Origin of the sequence: Hydrogenovibrio sp. JE_KL2, from assembly GCF_009296185.1 — a bacterium.
Taxonomy (GTDB): Bacteria; Pseudomonadota; Gammaproteobacteria; order Thiomicrospirales; family Thiomicrospiraceae; genus Hydrogenovibrio.
In genome coordinates this window covers 138,922-161,377 of the sequence record NZ_WBJR01000003.1, presented here as the reverse complement: position 1 = coordinate 161,377, position 22,456 = coordinate 138,922, and the positions used below count along the sequence as shown (strand labels likewise).

The 22,456-nt window shown below is 44.9% G+C and carries 18 protein-coding genes; 9 read left to right on the top strand and 9 right to left on the bottom strand.

Annotation, left to right across the window (positions count from 1 at the left end):
- Positions 1–180: 180 nt before the first annotated feature.
- On the top strand, positions 181–1,482 hold the full coding sequence (purD, locus tag F8R13_RS06790; protein ID WP_152832915.1) for a phosphoribosylamine--glycine ligase: 1,302 nt from the start codon (positions 181–183) through the stop codon (positions 1,480–1,482).
- Positions 1,483–1,576: 94 nt separating this feature from the next.
- On the opposite strand, the gene F8R13_RS06785 is transcribed toward purD, so the two are convergent.
- The gene (locus tag F8R13_RS06785) at positions 1,577–2,044 is read right to left on the bottom strand and encodes a hypothetical protein (protein WP_152832913.1); all 468 of its coding nucleotides are present in this window, start codon (positions 2,042–2,044) and stop codon (positions 1,577–1,579) included.
- Between the two features lie 226 nt (positions 2,045–2,270).
- Between F8R13_RS06785 and F8R13_RS06780 the strand changes: the two genes are divergently transcribed.
- The 6 genes from F8R13_RS06780 to F8R13_RS06755 all read left to right on the top strand — a co-directional run bounded on the left by F8R13_RS06780 (position 2,271) and on the right by F8R13_RS06755 (position 9,325).
- Positions 2,271–2,543 (top strand): late competence development ComFB family protein, encoded by a 273-nt coding sequence (locus F8R13_RS06780; protein ID WP_152832911.1) that lies wholly within the window; start codon positions 2,271–2,273, stop codon positions 2,541–2,543.
- An 11-nt stretch (positions 2,544–2,554) separates the two neighbouring features.
- A complete protein-coding gene (locus F8R13_RS06775) occupies positions 2,555–3,499 on the top strand; it encodes a LysR family transcriptional regulator (RefSeq protein WP_152832909.1) in 945 nt (314 codons plus the stop codon).
- Between the two features lie 203 nt (positions 3,500–3,702).
- Positions 3,703–5,103: a ribulose-bisphosphate carboxylase gene (locus F8R13_RS06770; protein WP_152832907.1), complete on the top strand. Its 1,401-nt coding sequence runs from the start codon at positions 3,703–3,705 to the stop codon at positions 5,101–5,103.
- 224 nt (positions 5,104–5,327) lie between these two features.
- Positions 5,328–6,128 (top strand): CbbQ/NirQ/NorQ/GpvN family protein, encoded by an 801-nt coding sequence (locus F8R13_RS06765; protein ID WP_029912622.1) that lies wholly within the window; start codon positions 5,328–5,330, stop codon positions 6,126–6,128.
- Between the two features lie 169 nt (positions 6,129–6,297).
- Complete coding sequence (locus F8R13_RS06760; protein ID WP_152832904.1) at positions 6,298–8,562, top strand: nitric oxide reductase activation protein NorD; 2,265 nt, start codon at positions 6,298–6,300, stop codon at positions 8,560–8,562.
- A gap of 97 nt (positions 8,563–8,659) precedes the next feature.
- Entirely contained in the window at positions 8,660–9,325 is a 666-nt protein-coding gene (locus F8R13_RS06755; protein WP_152832902.1) for a carbonic anhydrase, read from the top strand.
- Positions 9,326–9,360: 35 nt separating this feature from the next.
- Here F8R13_RS06755 and F8R13_RS06750 read toward each other — a convergent pair whose 3' ends face one another.
- The gene (locus F8R13_RS06750; protein WP_152832899.1) at positions 9,361–9,768 is read right to left on the bottom strand and encodes a hypothetical protein; all 408 of its coding nucleotides are present in this window, start codon (positions 9,766–9,768) and stop codon (positions 9,361–9,363) included.
- Positions 9,769–9,976: 208 nt separating this feature from the next.
- Here F8R13_RS06750 and F8R13_RS06745 point away from each other — a divergent pair, with 208 nt between their 5' ends.
- On the top strand, positions 9,977–11,089 hold the full coding sequence (locus F8R13_RS06745; protein WP_152832896.1) for a YeeE/YedE family protein: 1,113 nt from the start codon (positions 9,977–9,979) through the stop codon (positions 11,087–11,089).
- A 48-nt stretch (positions 11,090–11,137) separates the two neighbouring features.
- On the opposite strand, the gene F8R13_RS06740 is transcribed toward F8R13_RS06745, so the two are convergent.
- The 3 genes from F8R13_RS06740 to F8R13_RS06730 all read right to left on the bottom strand — a co-directional run bounded on the left by F8R13_RS06740 (position 11,138) and on the right by F8R13_RS06730 (position 14,847).
- Positions 11,138–11,443 (bottom strand): hypothetical protein, encoded by a 306-nt coding sequence (locus tag F8R13_RS06740; protein WP_152832894.1) that lies wholly within the window; start codon positions 11,441–11,443, stop codon positions 11,138–11,140.
- A 291-nt stretch (positions 11,444–11,734) separates the two neighbouring features.
- Positions 11,735–12,823 carry a PepSY domain-containing protein gene (locus tag F8R13_RS06735; protein WP_172967723.1) on the bottom strand — a complete coding sequence of 363 codons (1,089 nt, stop codon included), beginning with the start codon at positions 12,821–12,823 and terminating at the stop codon, positions 11,735–11,737.
- 17 nt (positions 12,824–12,840) lie between these two features.
- Positions 12,841–14,847 (bottom strand): TonB-dependent receptor, encoded by a 2,007-nt coding sequence (locus F8R13_RS06730; RefSeq protein ID WP_152832890.1) that lies wholly within the window; start codon positions 14,845–14,847, stop codon positions 12,841–12,843.
- Between the two features lie 185 nt (positions 14,848–15,032).
- Here F8R13_RS06730 and F8R13_RS06725 point away from each other — a divergent pair, with 185 nt between their 5' ends.
- Positions 15,033–15,974 (top strand): AraC family transcriptional regulator, encoded by a 942-nt coding sequence (locus F8R13_RS06725; protein WP_152832888.1) that lies wholly within the window; start codon positions 15,033–15,035, stop codon positions 15,972–15,974.
- A gap of 49 nt (positions 15,975–16,023) precedes the next feature.
- Here F8R13_RS06725 and F8R13_RS06720 read toward each other — a convergent pair whose 3' ends face one another.
- From F8R13_RS06720 to clpB, 4 genes are all read right to left on the bottom strand, one after another.
- Positions 16,024–17,052 (bottom strand): ABC transporter permease, encoded by a 1,029-nt coding sequence (locus tag F8R13_RS06720; protein WP_152832886.1) that lies wholly within the window; start codon positions 17,050–17,052, stop codon positions 16,024–16,026.
- Positions 17,045–17,935, bottom strand: coding sequence for an ABC transporter ATP-binding protein (locus F8R13_RS06715; protein WP_152832884.1), 891 nt, complete (start codon positions 17,933–17,935; stop codon positions 17,045–17,047). Before F8R13_RS06715 ends, F8R13_RS06720 begins: the two co-directional genes overlap by 8 nt.
- A gap of 116 nt (positions 17,936–18,051) precedes the next feature.
- Entirely contained in the window at positions 18,052–19,296 is a 1,245-nt protein-coding gene (locus tag F8R13_RS06710; RefSeq protein ID WP_152832882.1) for an OFA family MFS transporter, read from the bottom strand.
- A gap of 440 nt (positions 19,297–19,736) precedes the next feature.
- A complete protein-coding gene (gene clpB, locus F8R13_RS06705; protein WP_152832880.1) occupies positions 19,737–22,304 on the bottom strand; it encodes an ATP-dependent chaperone ClpB in 2,568 nt (855 codons plus the stop codon).
- Positions 22,305–22,456: the final 152 nt, after the last annotated feature.

The window sequence follows — 22,456 nt, the reverse complement described above, 5'->3', positions numbered from 1 at the left end:
TTGATTTCTTCGTTGAGCAGTAAACTTCCGGTGCTCATGTACTCTAAGTACACTCCGCTCCGGTTTTACTGCCCGCCTCGAACGCAAGCAAAACGCTCATTACCCTGATGTAGTGCAAAGCGCTAGTTTTAAAATAGAAAAATAAACAAATTTCTAACTCGGAAGAGAGAGTCAAAAATAATGAATGTATTAGTTATCGGAAGTGGTGGTCGTGAACACGCACTGGCATGGAAATCGGCGCAATCAAGCAAAGTAACTAAAGTCTTTGTTGCACCTGGCAATGCCGGAACCGCACTTGAACCTAAGTTGGAAAACGTCAATATTGCTGTTGAAGACATCCCCAACCTGGTAGATTTTGCACAAAATAATGATATCGCTTTAACGATTGTCGGACCTGAAGTGCCATTGGTACTGGGAGTGGTTGATGCTTTTGAAGCGGCTGGCTTGAAATGTTTCGGTCCATCAAAAGGCGCTGCGCAGCTGGAAGGCTCAAAAGCTTTCTCCAAAGATTTCCTAGCGAAGCACAATATCCCAACCGCGGATTACCAAGTCTTCACTGAAATCCCGCCTGCTATCGAATATATCGAGAAAATGGGCGCGCCAATCGTCATCAAGGCAGACGGCTTGGCAGCCGGTAAAGGTGTTATCCTTGCGCAAACCAATGAAGAAGCCATTGCCGCTGTTGAAGATATGCTGGCTGGCAACAAGTTTGGTGATGCGGGCGCTCGTGTTGTTATCGAAGAATTCCTATTTGGTGAAGAAGCCAGCTTTATCGTCATGGCAGATGGCAAAAATATTCTGCCAATGGCAACCTCTCAGGATCATAAAGCGCGTGACAATGGTGACACAGGTCCAAATACTGGCGGGATGGGGGCTTACACACCTGCGCCAGTCGTGACTCGTGACGTACATGACCGCATTATGAAAGAAGTCATTGAGCCTACGATTGAAGGCATGGCAAAAGACGGCTTGCCTTACACAGGTTTTTTATATGCGGGCGTGATGATCTCACCTGATGGTGCGCCAAAAGTATTGGAATTCAACTGTCGTTTTGGAGACCCTGAAACACAACCTATTATGATGCGTCTTCAGTCTGACCTAAATGAACTTTGTCTTGCTGCATTAGACAAGCGTTTGAACGAAGTAACGGCAAAATGGGATTTCCGCGCAGCACTTGGCGTTGTCATGGCGGCAGGCGGTTACCCTGATGACTACCGTAAAGGGGATGTTATCAAGGGACTGGATTCTGACGTGATCAAAAATGCCGCAGACATCAAAGTCTTCCATGCGGGCACAACCACCAATGAAAATGGTGAGGTGGTCACCGCGGGCGGTCGTGTCTTATGTGTAACAGCATTAGGTGAAAACGTGACTGAGGCTCAAAAACGTGCCTATATCGGTTTAAACCAAATCCAGTGGGATGATGTTTACTTCCGCACCGATATCGGCCATAGAGCCATTAGCCGAGAATCCGTCAGTTAAGTAAATCTGGTTTCAATCTTACTTAAGCGAATCAACGCTAGAAACAAAAAAGGCAACCTACTGGTTGCCTTTTCTTTTGGTCAAACCCCTGCCTTCAAAAGTAAGCACCTGACACACCTATAAAGGCTTCCAATATTCCTAACCAAAGATTTGTCACGATAATCGGACGCATTTTGGTATTCAGCACCTTTCCTGCCTCGGCAAAATTCTCTTCTTCAACGTATTTTTTAAAACGCCTAAAAAATACGAAGTAAAGCCAAGCAAACAGAATAACCATGATCCAGCCTATCACTTCCATTGCGATGACATAGAGCTGCGCACGATCAAAGCCACCCAGTTTTAAAATCCAATCCGCATAGCCAGAGACAATCAATACAAAGATAAATCCCCAAACCCAAGGAAAGAATTTGTTGAAAATCCCCAAGAACATCGTCAATCTTTGGGGTGGTTCCAACTGCATCGCCACCGGGCGAAATACCATATAAACTAAAAAAATACCGCCAACCCACAAAATGGCAGCAAGCAAATGCGCGAAACTGGCCAAACTATATAGAAATTGCATGATGTAAGGTCTCTTTCAAAATAGTGCTGAAATCAGTGGCGCCACATTCACCACTTGTTGTAACCGATTATCATCACTTACCCAGCAAGAAGCAAGCTATCGCCTCAATTTACACTCAGACCAAGGCGCTTTTCGCTTATATTGGATAAATCCCTTCCTTAGCTTGCAAAAATTCATTATGATGTTTTGAAAGCAATGCATGCAATCTATGCCACTGGAGGTTTCGATGTCTGATTTGGAAAGTGTTCACAACTTTTATGAAAAAAAAGTATTCGACGAAATCAATGAGAATTATCTAAGATCCGGTCTGACGGAAAACCAATTGGCCGATATGGCTTGCATCGCTCTCAACCGTATTCCACCCAAATATATTCGCTACGATATTGATATGTCTTTTTACATGTCCGGACAAGAGCATCATGAAGTCGAAGAACGCGTGAAACAAGCCGTCAAAAAAGCTTACAAAAAAATCAGAAAACTAGATGATATCGAAGAATAAGCTCATTCACTATGCCTGAAAAAATTGCTCAGCTTGCCCGAAATGCCACTCTAAGACAACTTCAAGTTTTTGAGTGTATCGCTAACAATCAAAGCTTTTCTAAGGCTGCCGAGCAACTTCACCTGACACAACCAACGGTTTCCATGCAGGTGAAAAAGCTATCCGATATTCTTGAAGTTCCCCTATTCGAACAAATAGGTCGCAAAGTCTATCTGACTGAAGCCGGCAAAATTCTTTACGATGCCTGTAACGTGATTTTGTCACAATTATCGACCGTTGAACAAAAGATAAACCACCTCAAAGGCTTCTCCGGCGGTAGTGTTAAGATGTCGGTCATTTCAACTGCCCAATACTTCGTACCGGAAGTCATTCATAAATTCTCGCAAGCCTATCCTGATGTCACCGTATTAATGCGCGTTGGTAACAAAGAAAACCTACTGGAAAGGCTCAATGAGAACAAAGATGACTTCTACCTTTTGGGTCAACCGCCTGAAGACCTGAACGTCAATTCATCTCGAATTGCACTAAACCCTCTTGCTTTTGTCGCCAACAGTAGCCACCCTTTAGTTGGCAAGAAACTGCGCATTCAAGATTTAACCGATGAAGCATTCTTGATGAGAGAAACGGGATCAGGTATCCGCGCACAAATCGACAATGTCTTTAAACAATTTGATTTTCAACCTAAAATCAAAATGGTGTTAGGCGGAAATGAAGCGATTCGTCTAGGGTTATTGCAAAACCTGGGTATTACTGTCGCCTCTATTCCAACCCTCATGAAAGAAATCGAAACAGGTGAAATCTCAATCCTCAATGTTAAAGGTTTCCCCATTAACCGTCACTGGTATCTCACTTACCCCAAGGGCAAAGACCTCTCTATCGCCGCTGAAAAGATGATTGAGCTTCTCAAAGTCGAGGGGCAAAAAATGAGCGACAAAGCATTTTCCCTCTTTTCCTGATATAGCTTAAGAACTATACTAATAATCAAAATTATTGATTTTAACTTATCCTACTCTTTCCCTATAATGGCACTTCAAATTTCGGGATTGGTTCACTTGAAACTTAATTTTTTATAGAAATCAATTAAGTACCATCTGAGCCAATAAAAAAAACGGGCCTGTTGACCTTTGTGATCACCGCCTAAACATAAGAGGTAAGAAAAATGGATCAGTCTAATCGTTACGCTGACTTAACTCTAACTGAAGAGAAATTGGTTGCTGATGGTAACCACCTGCTAGTTGCATACCGTCTAAAACCTGCTGCTGGTTATGGCTTCCTTGAAGTAGCTGCTCACGTTGCTGCTGAATCTTCAACTGGTACTAACGTAGAAGTTTCTACAACTGATGACTTCACTCGTGGTGTTGATGCATTGGTTTATGAAATCGACGAAGCGGCATTTGGTGACAAAGGTGGTCTGATGAAGATCGCTTACCCTGTTGACCTATTTGACCCTAACCTAATCGACGGTCACTACAATGTTTCTCACATGTGGTCTTTGATTCTTGGTAACAACCAAGGGATGGGTGACCACGAAGGTCTACGTATGTTGGACTTCTTGGTTCCTGAGAAAATGGTTAAACGTTTCGACGGTCCAGCAACTGACATTTCTGACCTATGGAAAGTTCTAGGTCGTCCAGAAGTTGATGGTGGTTACATCGCTGGTACAATCATCAAGCCAAAACTAGGTCTACGTCCTGAGCCATTCGCGAAAGCATGTTATGACTTCTGGCTAGGTGGTGACTTCATCAAGAACGATGAACCACAAGCTAACCAAAACTTCTGTCCAATGGAAGTTGTTATTCCTAAAGTTGCAGAAGCTATGGACCGTGCTCAACAAGCTACTGGTCAAGCAAAACTTTTCTCTGCTAACGTAACTGCTGACTTCCACGAAGAAATGATCAAGCGTGGTGAGTATGTTCTTAGTGAATTCGCTAAGTACGGTAACGAAAAGCACGTTGCATTCCTAGTTGACGGTTTCGTAACTGGTCCAGCTGGTGTAACAACTTCACGTCGTGCTTTCCCTGATACTTACCTACACTTCCACCGTGCAGGTCATGGTGCGGTAACTTCTTATAAGTCACCTATGGGTATGGATCCACTATGTTACATGAAGCTTGCTCGTTTGATGGGTGCTTCTGGTATCCACACAGGTACTATGGGTTACGGTAAAATGGAAGGTCACAATGACGAGCGCGTACTAGCTTACATGCTTGAGCGTGACGAGTGTCAAGGACCTTACTTCTATCAGAAGTGGTACGGCATGAAGCCTACTACACCAATCATCTCTGGTGGTATGAACGCGCTACGTCTTCCTGGTTTCTTCGAAAACCTAGGTCACGGTAACGTTATCAACACTTGTGGTGGTGGTTCATTCGGTCACATCGATTCTCCAGCAGCTGGTGGTATCTCACTAGGTCAAGCTTATGACTGTTGGAAAACTGGTGCGGACCCAATCGAATACGCGAAAGAGCACCCAGAATTCGCTCGCGCATTTGAATCTTTCCCTGGTGATGCAGACAAAATCTTCCCAGGCTGGAGAGAAAAATTGGGGGTACATAAATAATCCATTCCGCAGGGAAGAATTATTTAACACTCAAAAAAACCTCTGCTTCGGCAGGGGTTTTTTTAACCTTCTAGACAAAAACCTACTAATTTTAAAGGTTATTTGGGCCTGCCATCTTTTTAAGATCACAAGCCTAAATAACTTTATAAACCACGACCAAGTGCGGCTTGAAAACATAGCTTGCCGTTCAAATTTATCAACCATAAATGTTACGGGGAACAAATATGGACATTTCACAATACAAAATTGATAACGAACCTTTTTACGATGCTCAATCTAATGAAGTTGAGTTATATGAAGCCGCTTATGCGCAAAGACTACCTGTCATGGTTAAAGGCCCGACTGGTTGTGGTAAATCTCGTTTTGTCGAACATATGGCATGGAAACTTGGCAAACCAATCATCACCGTATCTTGTAACGAAGACATTACCGCTTCTGACTTGGTAGGCCGTTACTTATTGGATGCCAACGGCACGCGTTGGGTTGATGGTCCTCTAACCCTTGCTGCCCGCTATGGCGCAATCTGCTACTTGGATGAAATCGTTGAAGCGCGCCAAGATACGATGGTTGTTATCCATGCATTGACTGACCACCGCCGCGAACTTTCTTTGGATAAAAAAGGAGAGTTGATCAAAGCGCACCCTGACTTCCAATTGGTTATTTCCTACAACCCTGGCTACCAATCTTTAATGAAAGACCTCAAGCAGTCGACGAAACAACGTTTCTGCGCTTTGGACTTTGACTATGCTGCTCCCGATGTTGAAGCCCATATCTTGCAAAAAGAAGGTCAAGTCGATGCGGATGTCGCTAAAAAATTGGTACAAATCGGTGAAGCGGCTCGTAACCTTAAAGGTCACGGTTTGGATGAAGGAATTTCAACTCGTTTGATGGTCTATGCAGCCATGCTGATCAACCAAGGTATTACACCTGTTGAAGCTTGTAAAATGGCTTTGGTTCGTCCAATCACTGATGATGCAGATATTCGCCAAACACTAGACAACACCATCGAGATGATTTTCGGCTAATTCATTGTTTTAGCTGGCTGCTTTTTGCGCTGCACACAACTGGTTTCGGGTCTATACGCTTTGTATACGCCTTCGACAAGTTTGACGCAGCACTCAAAGTCAGCCCACCTAAATTCAATGATTTCTATTTTAAATAGAATACTTTCCAATTAAACGTGAGCGTTTAAGTATGAATGAAGAATTATTTGCTGAATATCAAGAAAAGTTTACCTGTAAATTTCCGAAGGCAATCGAGCTATTTCCCGACCTAATCGAAAATGCAGCGTCTAAGCTATCGCCACAAGGTGTCGAGGCTTATTTAGACAGCGCAAACTTCCTTTGCAAAATCGGTCAGGGTGTCGAGCCTGTTTTGGTGTTTATGGAAGTCATGCCGGATATCGCCTCCCATTTCGGACAAGGCACCAACAAAATGATTGCGGACTACGGATACCTGTTGGCACGTAGCCCTAACAAAAAAGCCCTGATTCCCTTTTTGAATTCTCTGAGCACTGTTTGCCGCCGCATTGATACGGTTGAGGATCTTCAGCACTATCTGGATATCATCGATGAATATGTCGATAAAACCCAAACCGTGATCCATGGTCATCATTCTTTATATGAAAGTCCTGGAATGGTGGCATTGCTTGAATCCATGCCACAACTGATTTCTAAATTGTGTCTGGATGGCATTCGCAACTTTATCGATTACGGTGCGCGCAATTATCTGAATGCTCCAGAAGAACAAATTGCGTATTTCAAGTTAGAATCGCATGACGCCAAAAGTATTATTACCCGTGAGCGTAAAGGCACAACCTTTAAGGATGTTGAACGCCACATGGATATGCTAAAAGAGTGTTTGTGGGAGTGCGACTTGCCGTTCCAAACATTTTCTACCGCATTCGATCAGTTACGTAAACCAGTGCCTTACCTTGACGACACCTTGATTGCTATTCCAGACGTGTACGACAAAGAGAATGGCATTTCCGGTATTGACCGCTATCGAGCCACCCTAGCGCACATGATGGCGCACCATAAATGGTCAACACAACTCATGGCGGACAACTATGCGCCACATATGCAGTTGTTTATTTCCATATTCGAAGACAGTCGCGTTGAGTATCTGGCGATACAAAAATACCCTGGTCTAAAAAAATTGTTCTTGGCGCTTCACCCTTACCCGGAAAAAGGCGCCTGCGACGACACAAAACAATCCTGTTTGCGCTACCGTGCTACTCGTATGTCTCGCGCCCTTTTGGATGAGAGCTTTGATCCAGAAAACCCATTATTGGAAGACTTCCGTCAACGTTTTCACACGCTCATGGCTGAAAAGGGTGAGAACTCGACCACTGCCGATATGGCGGAACTTGGCATTGATTTCTATGTTAAATCCCGCAAGCAATCATCGGACAGTATGCCGAGCATGTTCTTTGACGATACTGAAATCTCTTATCGTGACGACAACCGTTGTATCTGGTTTTTCTACGAGGAGTACGACGAGCCAGACGAAATTCTCCCTAACGAATATGAGAACGAAGAAAAAGTTGTCGAAAATGAAGGGGGCTTGCCGCCACGTCATTACGATGAATGGGACTATATTTCCGAAGGCTATCGCCCTGACTGGACAACCGTCTACGAGCGTCTTCACCCATCAGGAGACGCGGGCAAAGTTGACCGCTTAATGGAAAAACACAGTGACTTGGCCAATCGTTTGAAAAAGATGATTGAAATGCTAAAACCACAAAACAAAAAACGTATTCGTTTCCAAGAAGAAGGTGAAGAGCTGGATCTAGATATTGCGTTGCGTTCTGTCATTGATTTCAAGAGCGGTCAAGCACCTGATCCGCGTATCAATTACAGCCACACCACAGACAGCCGCAATATTGCAGTGATGTTGTTGGTTGATACGTCACAATCACTGAACGAACGCAACCAGGAAACCGGACAAACCTTACTGGAGCTTTCCGAGGAAGCCTTGGCTATCACCTCGTGGACAGTTGAACAACTAGGCGATAAATTTGCGATTGCCGGGTTCTGCTCGGATACACGTCATGAAGTGCGTTACCAGCACATCAAAGGCTATTCGGAAGGTTACACTAGTGAAGTGAAAGCACGTATTGCTGCGATGGAAGCATCCTACTCAACCCGTATGGGCGCCGCCATGCGTCATGCCGCGCATTACCTAAGTGCGCAACAGGCTGAGAAAAAGTTGATGCTGATATTAACTGACGGTGAACCGGCAGATATTGACAGCAAAGATCCGCAAACACTTATCTACGACACCCATAAGGCGGTGGAAGAGCTCAAATCAGAAGGTATCTACTCCTACTGTATTACGCTTGACCCGAACGCCGATGAGTATGTCGAAACCATCTTCGGCAACCAGTATACCGTCATTGATCAAGTGGAAAAATTGCCGGAGCAGCTACCGCAAGTGTTTATGAAATTAACCCATTAATTTCATCTATCCGCTATAATTACTGTCATAGACGAATCTCAATGCCCATCTCTTGGGCATTTTTTATGCCTTTTTAAGACATATTATGGGGAAGAGAATGTGCGAAAAATGTGATTGTAACTCGGCGATAGATCAACTTTTTGAAAACAACGAGGAATGGATAAAAGAAATGAATGCCGAGCGTCCCGGCTTTTTTTCAAGCCTTGTTGCTCAACAATCTCCTGAATACCTCTGGATAGGATGCTCAGATAGCCGAGTCCCCGCAAACGAACTTGTGAAAATGGATCCTGGTACCATTTTCGTCCACCGAAACATTGCCAACCTTGTCAACTCCAGCGATATGAACGTATTAACCGTTATCCAATATGCTGTCGAAGTACTCAAAGTCAAACACATTATCGTCAATGGTCACTATGGTTGCGGTGGCGTTATGGCAGCCTTACAACAATCCAACCCCGATTTAATCGACCACTGGATTCGCCCCATTCGTAAGTACTACCACCACAACAGAAAAGAGCTGGAAACCATTGGGGAAGAAAAGGGTCAAAAGGCCAAGGTAAACCGCTTATGTGAAATCAATGTGGTTGAACAAGTTCGAAATATCGCCCACATCCCGGCTGTTCGTCACGCTTGGGAAAAAGGTCAGGAGCTGGCTATTCACGGCTTTATCTATGACATCAAAGATGGTCGTTTACATAACATGAACGTCACCATCGACAATATTGAAACAGCAGAAAAAGCCGTCCTTAGAGAACTTTGCTAAAGCCAATCCCCCAACCTGGCAGATTTTATAGATACCTAAGCATTTTGGCCTAGTTGATAAGCCGCCTGAAGCGCTTGATGCATTTCCGAGCCTTTAACCAGAGGCTCGGACAAATACTGTTCGGAAATTCTGTTTAATCCTTGGAACGATAACTCCAATCGCCAATCTTGTCGAAACCCATCAAAATCAAACTGCTGATTTTCGCTATCATAGAAATCGACTGCTCGTCCGGTAGGCGACTCGAACACCATTTCAGAAACTTCCATTACTTCCAGTTCATAACCGTAAGGATTCATACCGCTTGCTTCTGCCACCAAGCCATATAAGTCCGCAAATTTATCCAGATTTCTACGCGCCCAATCTTCCAAATCTATTACTGCTGAAGGTTCGTGCAACTCACCTCGAAAATGGAAGGGAACCTTTGCCACAATGCTTGCTTTCATCTTTCTATCCATTATTTAATCTTATTTTTGTTAGGCTAACTCGCTAAGGCATTAAAACATGCTTATATCAGCGTTTTTTTAAATAACTTTAAACAATAACTCCATTGAAAATCATAATTTAGCTTATGTAACCCAACAAGCTATACTTGCCCTTTTTACAGCTAGTACAAACACAAAAATGACCGTTTTCAAACTGCGCCCGTTAAGTATGATTTTTTTGGTGGTTTTCTTAATCGCCGCGACCCTATTCAAAAACAATTATCTCACGTATTTCTTGATTGGTTCACTTCTCGGTGCCGGATTAAATTATTTCCAATTTGGCTTCCGTACTTGTTCGCAACAATTACTGGTTCAGGGTAAAACACTTGGTATTCGCGCCATCATCGTTATGCTGGCGGTCACCACACTATTGTTTTTTCCACTGCTCTATACCGGCCACTTCGGCACACAGCCTTTAAGAGGTCTGGTTGAACCCTTAAGTTTATCCGTTGTCTTTGGTGCATTTATTTTCGGCATCGGTATGCAGCTTTCAAACGGTTGTACTTCAGGCACCTTCAACAAGCTGGGGCAATTACAACCGCTGTCCATAACCGCATTGGTCTTTTTAATTGTTGGCGGTACGCTCGCAGCCTACAACATTAGTTTCTGGCGAGAACTTCCCGCTTTACCTGCTGTATCAATCATCCATAGCCTTGGTATATTCAATGCCCTGTTGGTTCAACTCGGTATTTTGGGAACACTTTATTTTCTGATGTTTCAACGTGAAAGAAACCGCCACCAATCCGTCGAACCACTTTTTCCAAAACGCGGAACCTTGCGTGATTGGCACCCTTGGTTGCTGGCTGGCTTAACGCTTGCAGTGTTCAACACCCTGCTTCTCATTACCAGCGGCCAGCCGTGGTCTATTGCCAGTGTACTCCCAATCTGGGGCGTAAAAATCGGCACTCAAATGGGGCTGCCTTTTGACTTCTCATTCTGGGATTACAGCATCACCTATTCCCAGCGTCTGGAAACTCCGGTGTGGCATGATACCGTCAGTCTGACAACCTGGGGCGTTATTTTCGGTGCGGCTTGGGTCACTTTATTCGATAAATTCCAAAACCAGAGTTCCGTTGCTGCGGCAACGCCAGTGAACGAACATTTTATGGCAATAATAGGTGGGTTGTTGATGGGTTATGGTGCGGTCATTGCATTTGGCTGCAATATCGGTGCTTTTTTCAGTGGTATTGGATCGGGAAGCCTACATGGTTGGTTATGGGCCGTTTCCGCTTTGGCCGGCAATGCTCTCGTCATTACTTTGCGACGAAAACGACCCATTTAAGCTTTAATATAAAAATACCTGATATAAATTAATATTTAGTGTTAAACATTAATGCTTTTGCCAATGAACGATCTGCTGATCCGAAGAACGAGGCTTCACGCATTGCTGACAATCCTGGGAAACGAATTCCAAACCGCAAACATCACTGAAATCGCACTCTCTGCAAACTTTTTCAGCACAAGTGTGTAGACACGCCTGCTGTACCAGTTGTTTGGTTTCACTATCCAGCGCTTTTATGTCGGCACCGCATAAAACGCCCAAACGCATTAACTCAAATAATTTGTCTGTTGAGATTCCAATAGCAACTTCAGGCTTCTTTGTTCCCAAAGAATTCAGTCTAACTTTAGGGTTCATATGCGCCTCCTTGTTTCTGTTCTGCAAATCTATTATATCAATAATATAAATAATAGTTATTATTATTTATATTGAAATCTAATTAACATCCCTATATGATGAACCCATCTTGTTGATAGACCAGCAATCTTTCAACCCGATAATCCTCCTGAGCTGAAAAGATTTCACACCCTTGTGAAATCTTTTCTTTTTTCCTTCTCCACATCACACCGATTACAGCCAAAAATCTACCAGGTTGGGTCTCCAATAATTTCTCTATGAAACAAAATATTTGAACCCCCAAAAGCCTCGCTAAAGCTTATGACGCAACTTTCGGGCACCTGCCCTCCCCAAAAGTAGCATCATCAAGGGCACCAGACCGGCTAGAAAAGCCAAAATTTCGCCGGGAACACCCAAAATACTTCCTCCATGCAAAGGCTCCAACAGGCCAACCCAGTAAGCCAACCCCTTTCTGTCGTCACTGGTTCTTTCATGCAAAATTCTGGCGGAATAGGCATCCAGAAAAAGCTCTACGGTTTTGCCAGCCTCTTTACCCGATTTCGGAATCAGGTCGATCCGAAATGTCCCCCCTTCCCAAAAAGGTGACATAATCAACATGGCTTTTGCATCGGGGTATTTCCGTGTTGCAGCCTGCCAGGCTTTACGCAAAGGCAAACGGTGTTCTTGCCCAACACGGTCTTTGGATTGATAGGAAAAAGAAGGGTCCAACAAAGTTTCATATTGCAATGCCAACCCACTGGATAACAGCACTATGAGCACAGCGACACTGGATAATCCAAGCTTTCGATGCCATTTTGCCCAAGGCGTATCGACAATGTCTGCTTGCTTTTTATATTTCAACCACTTTCGACGATTGCGCCAATTAATAATACCGGCTACCAATAGCAGCAATAATCCCAAGGTCGTAAAGATCAAAAGAAATCGCCCCACCGCCCCCAGAGTAAGATTGGTATGGATGGCATACAGGTAAGCCAGTACATCGTAACGGGAGTGCGGAAAAGAACCGTAGGTATTGACCGAAACTACTTTTCCCGTAGAAATGTTCATTCGAGCCAGTCGATAATTGCGTTCTGACGGAATCAGAGGGTCTGGTTCCGGCCAAAAACCCAATACCAGTTGCCCTGTTTTGTCCTGACGCTTAACGCCAAGTCCCACGGCATTTGGGTACTGCCGATCCAGTGCATCGGCCATCTCAACCAAGGGCACGCTATGTTTACCTGGCGTCAACTCCGGGTTAATCCATGCATCTATTGGTTCGCCCAACACCATCATACTTCCAGACAACCCCTGTATTACAAAAACCGCTCCAAGAGTATAAGCCAACCAACAATGCAAACGCCGCCAGAAACCAACCGTTTTGCCGGGGGCAAAGGTTGTCATACTTTTACCCGACATATTTAAAACGCCATTTCTGCGGTCAGTCCGACATTGCGCCCTTGACCAACCGTGCTCCGCACATCGTTTGCGCCGAAAACGAAACTGGAAGTACGATAAATTTCATCCGTGGCGTTATCGACAAATGCCCGCAATTTCAGACCGTTTTTCATTTGAAGCATCATGGAAGCATCTACTGTCGAGTAGCTTGGCTGTTTTAAGGTATTCGCTTCATTAAAGTAGATGTCGGAATAATAACGTACCCCGGCATTCACAAACAGTTTTCCTGTCACCCATGACGGCGTTAATTCGTAACGCCCTGACAAGCTGGCAGTAGTTTGCGGTGCATAGGGCAACAGCTTGCCGTCATAATCCGCATTTGTCTGCGGATCTTTCACGTTTTTGAATTCGGATCTGCCTTGCGTCAACCCCATAGACAGCAATAACTTCCGGGTAACGGACCATTTTGCATCCATATCCAAACCGTAACTTTGTGCATCTCCCGCATTACGAATAACTTGCTGACCTACCGGGCCTACATAAATTTGGGTATTAGATGTGTTGATCAGATACAGTGCTGCATTCAAAGATAGGGTTCGATTCAACCAATAACTGCGCCACCCCAATTCGTTATTGAACGAAGTTTGCGAATCAAAAGGCGTCGCATCGCTTGACGAGGTGACGGCATGGTTAAACCCACCCGGTTTATAACCTTCTGCCGCTGTATAATAAATACGGTTATCGCCGGCATAGTTCCAACCGACACTGAATTTAGGTGAAATCTCGTTAAACGTTTTCTGGTTATCGAACCCAAACGCATTTGGCGTTTCACGGGCATAATTGATTTTCGATTCGTCTTGAGACCAACGCAGTCCGAAAGTCGAATCCCATTTAGATGAAAATTGATAATTCAACTCACCAAACAGTCCATATGAATTCGTTTTCAACTTGTTTTCGGAATCACCGTAATAACCGGGATACCCTGGCTGATTGCGCGTGAAATCAGTGGTTTGAAAAAATGCCCCCACAAGACTGTTCAAACGTGCACTATAATCCGTTATCAACTTGAATTCCTGTGAAAGACTGGCTTGTTTCTCAGGATAATCTTGACTGCTGATAACCCGACCCAGCTTGCGATCTTGATAAGATGTTACGCTCGACAAGCTGGAATGATCCAGCTCATAATCCATCTTCAGCGCATAACTGGTCACCTCTCTATCCAGATGATATTTCCCATCCGTTAGACTGTTGTACTCCAGATCTTTTAAGTTGGCTTCCCGCAGATAAATTTCTTCGTTTGAGTCCAAATCTTCATGAGAGACACTTAAACCAGCACTGAATCGACTGTTTTCAGGTGCATACTGTAAACGTGCCATCCCCATGAAATCGGTACTATCATCAATATTCTTTTTACCAGTTCCGATATCCTTAATCTGACCGACGTTATCATTTCGCTTCAAAGAAATATTGCCATAAAGCGTATGCTTGACCAAAGCACCGGATGCCGACAATTTGGCCTCACGCGTTAACCCCGCATAGGTCACGCCTACATCTGCCTGAGATTTATCAGTCGCCTGTTTGGTGATGATATTAATCACCCCTGCTTCCGCATTACGCCCGTAAAGCGTTCCTTGTGGGCCTTTCAGCAACTCCACTCTTTCCACATTGACTAAAGGCTGCGTCAGGAAAGCCGAATCTTGAGGTACGCCGTCGACATAAAGCATAACCGAAGGGTTGTAATAATCCGGCGATGAAATACCACGAATTGTTGAACCGGCATAGGCTCTATTTCCTCTGGTTCGAATCAACAGGCCGGGAAACACTTTTTCCAAATCTTCCACCGTTTCTACCCCAGCCTGCTGCAATTCCTCTGCGGTTTTTACCAAAACTGTACCCTTAACGGTATCCAAAGATTGAGACTGTTTATTTGCCGTTACCGTTAAAGGTTTTAACTGGGTTACCTCTTCCTTGGCGTATGCGGGAGAAACAGCCATCGCCGCAAAAATGCCAAGTGTTAATTTCTTTTTCATCTTATCGTCCTCAGAAAACGTCTAAAAAGCTCACCGGAACGATACTAAAGCGACCATAAAACAAAAACTAACACTATCGGTTCAAAACTATTCATATAAGGATTTTATTTGATAATAATTATTATTAGTAATATCATTAATAGTCTAAACAAATAATAAATGCGTGCGCGTGGCTCAAGCTGACTATGGACATATCACCCCCTTCTCCTTTTGACCTTATCCAATACAAACGTGGTTCCAGTGTAGAAGACCTGAATCACTTGATCGAAAAGGAAAAGGCAGCCGGAGACATCTGGATTGCCAAAAGTGATCGCTTTATTGAAAAGGACATCATCAATATCGGATCAGGCCCGCCAGCCTTCTGCATAACCTTTTTCTTTGATGGAAAAGGACACTTCTCCATGAAAAACGGACTGCCGATTGCCATTGAAGCCAATACTATCTTTCTCTATTGCTCGCCAAATACTTGCGAAGGAACAGATCATCTTTGCAAAAACACCAAGTTACATTGCCTTCACCTGCGCTTTCCATCCAACCAATCAACCGACTTCACCCGGTTTATCGCCCATTTACTCTCGCCTGCCCTCAAAGCCAATGCCAGCACTCAAGACGCCTTTTTGGCATCCATCCCCATGAATGGTGTCCTAAAAAACATCGCCATGGACATATTCAATTGCGACCTGCCTCAAGGCATAGCTCGCCAACTGTTCCTGCAAGCAAAATCCTTGGAAAGCCTGTCTTTATTAATGGCATTTCTGGAAGAAAACCTCAGTTACGACCAGCCATTAAGCCAATCCGACAAAAAACGCGTCTACCAAGCTGCCAAACTTATAGATAAAACCTTTCATCACTCTTGGACAATTGCTGAACTGTCAAAAAAAGTCGGCTTGAACGAAAAAAAACTCAAACAAGGCTTCAGAACGCTCATTCACACCACAATACATGACTACTTGGAAAAAACTCGGCTCCTCGCCGCCAAAGAAATGTTGCGTAACGGCGTGAAAGTGACGGACACCGCGCTGGCAACAGGCTACTCAAACCCAAGTCACTTCACGAAATATTTTAAGAAACGGTTTCACCTTTCGCCGCGAGAATGGGCAAAACACAACCAAAAAGCGCTACCCTGAACCTGTTTGAACAAAATCTGCCAGGTTGGGTACTAGCGTAACTCACCTATTAGTCGTCAGACCATTTGAAAGCATAGGCACCGATAACGATAAACACCAACGTCATCAAACTCAATACCAGTATGGGTTGCGTTAAATCTGCCAGCCCTGCGCCATCGATAGTTATAGCACGAACCGCATCTAACATATGGGTGAGTGGAAAGAGCTGTGCCAGGTATTTCAATGGTGGATAAGCACCTTCCAATGAAAACCACACACCGGACAATAGCATCATTGGCCAACTGACCATATTGAGCAACCCGCCTGCCAGCTCTTCCGAACTCACCCTCGCCGTCACCATCAGACTCATGGCAATCATCGACAAACTGCCAAGAATGGTCACCAACAGCAACAGCCAATAACTACCGTTCATGGCAAAGCCTAAAATCCACTTGGAAATCATGAAAATCACCACCGCCAAAAAGACCACGATGAACAATCTCGAAACCAGCTGCGCCAAAATAAATTCAACGGGTCTCAAAGGCGTTGCATTGAGTCGTTTTAAATAACCACTTTTCCGGTAACGGACTATGACAAACCCTACACCAAACAAGGCACCGAACATAATGTTCATGCCAATCACGCCTGGAATCACCCAGTCGATATAACGGATTGGATGATTTTCAGTGTCATGACGTTTGAGATTAGGGTCCACTTGCTTCAGCAACTTTTCCATAAAATAGCCATTCGGCGAATCGATATTCACCCAATAGCCCTGCTCGGCACTAGCCGTTGATGGATTAAGGTTAATCAACAAATCCGTTTGGTGACGTGCCACCTTATCTATCGCTCTCTGCAAGTTGTCCGTGGTGTAGAAATGCACATGCTCTAAACCAAAAATCGGATTCAACTTTGCCGTCATCTCTGCCGAAGGTTGATACACCGCCACCTTAAACAGGGGCTTGTTGTCGCCATAAAAAGCCAGTGCCAAAGCAAACACCAAAAAGAATGGCATCGCCACGCTCCAGCCCAAGGATGCCCTGTCTCGGAAGAACTCCAGATTACGGGCATGAATCAACGTTCTAATTCGACTAAACATGAACCTTCTCCTCTGTGTCTTTGTTAGTCAACTCAAGGAACAAGTCATCCAAGGTACGTGAGCGGATTTTCAAATGGGTCAAATCAATACCACTATCGATCAAACCTCGCAGGGCTTGGTTCATATCCTTAGTGTAGATTTCGGTCTTTTCACCTTTATGGAAGTGTGTCTCCTTTGGCTGATATGCGCCAAGTGCCGCAGTCGGTAATTCAAGAATATTGTCACCGAAGTGCTGCGCCAACAAAGTGTCTGGTGTGCCGCGAGCAATCAACTTACCCTTTGCCATAATTGCAATCTCGTCGCACAGCAAATAAGCTTCCTCCATGTAATGCGTGGTGAGGATAATGGTTTTATTGCCTGCCTTGATTTTCTGAATCAACGCCCAAAATTGTCGCCGCGCATTAGGGTCAAGCCCTGTTGTCGGTTCATCCAAAAAAATCACTTCCGGGTCATGAACCAATGCCAAAGCCAATAACAGTCTTTGACGTTGGCCACCCGAAAGCTTGGAGGCATCCTGCTCTAAAAAGCTCGACAAATCACAGTCGGCAATCAAATCCTGCAAGTCTGCATGTCGGTCATAAAAACTGCGGAACAACGTCAGGTTATCCGACACACTGAGAAAATCCTGCAAAGCCGTGCTTTGAAACTGAATACCGGCGACCTTCTTGAAATCTGAATTCATGGGAACGCCGTTAAACAGAATCTCACCTGAAGTCGGCTTTTTCAAGCCCTCAATCATTTCAATAGTCGTCGATTTGCCTGCACCGTTAGGTCCCAGCAATCCGAAACAACATCCTTTCTCTATGGCGAAATCAATCCCATCTACCGCGATGAGTTTGGGGTATTCTTTTCGCAAGGCCTTCACTTCAATTATGGCAGTCAAAATAAGCCCATCCTGTAAAAAAGTATTTAAATCAATAACAGGGATATTAGCACAAAAAAACCCGCTCAGCCATTACCAGCTGGCGGGTTTTCTGCTTTATAAAACCGTATCAGGTTTTATTCGGCAATCGCCTGTTTTTTCTCATGTGCTTTGATGTTAACCAACATGGCAATTGAAATCACCAAGGCCACCACAAAGAAACCGGAAAACACATAAAGCGTCTCTGCATAAGAGCCCGTTAAATCTTTTACACGGGAAATAATCAACGGTCCAACCAGTCCAGCGGCAGCCCATGCAGTCAAGATATAACCATGAATCGCGCCCAATTCTTTGGTACCGAAAATGTCACCGATATACGCAGGAATAGAAGCAAACCCTCCGCCGTAGCAGGACATGATGAAATACAAAATCACTTGGAAAATCAAAATCTCAGTGATTGAAGGCAATACATAAAATGCCACTGCTTGCGTTGCGAAGAAAATAATGTAAACCACTGGTCTGGTCAGATAATCCGACAAAGATGCCCAGAAAATTCTACCCGCACCATTGAAAATCCCCATCAAACCAACCGCTGCCGCCGCAACCAATGCAGAAACCCCAAGTACTTCCTGCAACAGAGGCGATGCTACCCCGATAATGGCGATACCGCAGGTGACGTTGATGAATAACATCAGCCACAAACCATAGAATCTTGGCGTTTTCACCGCTTCATGTACGCCTAGCATCGCCAAGTCGGTTTTCAGTGTTTTATGACCGGCTTCCACTTTCTTCTTGAAGCCTTCAGGCAAATACCCTTCTTCCGGTTTTTCCAAATACATTGCCGAGGCAAACATCACCACAAAATAGACGGCACCCAAAATAATAAATGTCGATGCAATGCCCACTTCAGAAATCAACACTTTAATCGTTGGCCCCCAAATCGCGGAGGCAAATCCAAAGCCCATAATCGCCAAACCGGTCGCCAAACCGCGCTTATCCGGGAACCATTTCACCAGTGTGGAAACAGGCGAGATGTAGCCAATCCCTAAACCGCATCCCCCCAAGACGCCGTAGAAAAAGTACAGCAACAACTTGGATTCCATCAAAATTGCCAAACCGGAGCCAGCCGTTCCCAAGCCGAACAACACCGCGGCGATGATTGCCGAAACTTTTGGTCCATTTTTTTCAACGAACTTGCCCATCAAAGCGGCAGACAACCCCAAGAAGAAAATCGCGATACTAAACGCAATGGTGACATCAGTCAGCGTCCAATGCATGGTGTCCTTGATCGGGTTAACGTACACACTCCAGGCATACACCGACCCAATACAGATATGAACGCCCACGGCGGCTAAGGCCATCAGCCATCTATTTTTATTCATTACACAAACTCCTTTGACTCATTTTAGGTGAGGACTCAAAGCTCACCCGCTCCTCTTTTTTAAATATTGTTTTTCTTAGAATAGGAAAACTTTGGCGAAGTCTAATCAAAAACAGCTCAAACATAAAGCGGGAATATTTAATCCTGTCATAGAACGCGTATTTTGGGCATAAAAAAACCCGCTAAGCCAGTCAGGCTTGCGGGTTAAATGCATTAAACAACTAAAAACTTAGACAAAAACGACGAAAAACTGACCCGAGCTAGGCGGGAGAGCACTGGTCATAGACTCACTATTGCCAAGTTCTCCCAACAACGCACTGGCGGATTAACCGGCAGATAAAAACGAGGAAAAACTCGCCAGGGCTAGGCGGGAGAGCGCAGGCCATAGACTCACTATTGCCAAGTTCTCCCAACAACGCACCGGCGGGTTTTAACCGTTTTTTAGTGAAAGTCTATAACACCATCCGTTAATCCGATATGGATTGTGTCGCCTGGTGCAAACTCGCCTTTCAACAAGCGTTGTGCCAATGGGTTTTCCACCATTTGCTGTACAGAACGTTTCAAAGGCCTTGCGCCATATACTGGATCGAAACCGGCTTCGCCAATCAAATCCAAGACATTTTCCGCCACTTCAAGCTGCAAATCGTTGTCTGCCAAACGGCGACGCAAATGGTTCAGCTGAATATTGGCAATCGAACGAATCTGAGCCTGGTTCAACGGATGGAACACCACGATATCATCGATACGGTTGATGAACTCAGGACGGAAATGACCACCGACCACTTCCATGACATCCTGCTTCATCTCTTCGTAAGTGGCTGTCGCCGCTTTTTCCTGAATGATATGTGAACCCAAGTTCGAGGTCATGACAATCACCGTGTTCTTGAAGTCCACCGTGCGCCCCTGACCATCGGTCAAACGCCCATCATCCAACACCTGCAACAAGATATTGAAGACATCAGGATGCGCTTTTTCCACCTCATCCAACAAAATCACGGAGTAAGGTTTGCGGCGAACCGCTTCAGTCAAATAGCCCCCTTGCTCATAGCCGACATACCCTGGAGGTGCACCAATCAAACGCGCAACAGAATGTTTCTCCATGAACTCAGACATATCCAAGCGCACAATGGCATCCTGCGTATCGAATAGGAAATCCGCCAAGGCTTTGGTCAACTCGGTTTTACCAACCCCTGTTGGCCCAAGGAACAGGAAAGAACCATTCGGGCGATTCGGATCAGACAACCCGGCACGCGAACGACGAATGGCATCCGACACCGCTTTAAGCGCTTCTTGCTGTCCAATGACTTTGGCACCAATCGCTTCTTCCATGCGCAACAACTTGTCGCGCTCACCTTCCAACATACGGGAAACCGGAATACCCGTCCAACGGGCAACCACCTCGGCGATTTCTTCTTCTGTTACTTTGTTACGCAACAGATGCATTTCGCCATCGGCATTTTCATTTTCCGCCGCTTCGGCAGCCTGAATTTTGGCTTCCAAGTCAGGAATCACGCCATATTGCAACTCGGACATTTTCGCCAAGTTTCCTTCACGACGTGCCGCTTCCATATCGATACGTGCTCTGTCCAATTCTTCTTTGAACTGTTTCGCACCTTGCAAGGCGGCCTTGTCTTTTTTCCAGATTTCTTCTAAATCCGCGTACTCTTTTTCCATTTCGGAAATACGCTCGTTCAGCTCAACCAAACGTTTTTTGGTCGCTTCATCTTTCTCTTTTTTCAAGGCTTCACGTTCGATTTTCAATTGAATCAGACGACGATCAAGCCTATCCATCTCTTCCGGCTTGGAGTCGATTTCCATACGAATACGCGATGCCGCCTCGTCAATCAAATCGATTGCCTTATCCGGCAACTGACGATCCGTGATATAACGCTGAGACAAATGCGCCGCTGCGATAATCGCAGGGTCACTAATCGCCACCCCATGGTGCACTTCATAACGCTCTTTCAGACCACGCAAAATGGCAATGGTATCTTCTTCCGTCGGCTCATCCACCAGCACTTTTTGGAAACGACGCTCCAATGCGGCATCTTTCTCGATATTTTCACGGTACTCGTCCAAAGTGGTCGCTCCGATACAGTGAAGTTCACCACGCGCCAACGCAGGTTTCAACATGTTACCGGCATCCATTGAACCTTCGGTTTTTCCGGCACCGACCATGGTGTGAATTTCGTCGATAAACAGAATGACCGAGCCTTCTTGTTTTTCCAAGTCTTTCAACAGGGCTTTCAAACGTTCTTCAAATTCACCGCGGTATTTGGCGCCCGCCAGTAAGCCTGCTAAGTCCAGAGACAGCAGACGTTTGTTTTTAAGCCCTTCTGGCACTTCTCCGTTAACAATACGTTGTGCCAAGCCTTCGACAATCGCGGTCTTACCTACTCCAGGCTCACCGATTAGCACCGGGTTGTTTTTGGTACGGCGTTGTAGCACTTGAATGGCACGACGGATTTCATCATCACGTCCAATAACAGGATCTAACTTGCCGGCTTCCGCACGTGCCGTTAAATCCAAGGTATATTTATCCAACGCCTGTCTGTTTTCTTCTGCATTTTGATCTTGCACGCTCTCGCCTCCTCTTACCTGCTGAATAGCCGCTTCGATATTTTGTTCTGTGGCACCCGCTTGTTTTAAAACCTCTTTCACCGCATCGTTAGACTGCAGTGCTGCCAGATAGAACAGTTCACTGGCAATATAAGTGTCGCCCTTTTTCTGCGCCAGCTGATCCATTAGGTTGAGCACACGTCCCGCGTTTTGCGACAATTGGACATCGCCGCCAGTACCGGAAACCTTCGGTAAACCTGCTACTTTTTGCTCAACCGTTGTTTTTAGTTGTGCAACATTTATCCCTGCTAACTGAAGCAAATGACCTGGCTCTTGTAACAAAGCTGCCAAAATATGCATCGGTTCGATAAATTGTTGCCCACCTCTCACCGCAAGCGATTGCGCTTGTGACAAGATCGACTGAAAATGTGAGGTAAACTTATCAATCATGAAAAACTCCTACAAAATATATGGTTTGTTACTTCAACTAATATGGGTGTTTTTTTTGTTTTAAAGTCTCCCCCTAGAAAAAATATTTCTTGTTGTAATATCAAATGTTTATTTCCTTGAAGCAAATCAACAAATTATGTCGAGTTTTGTAC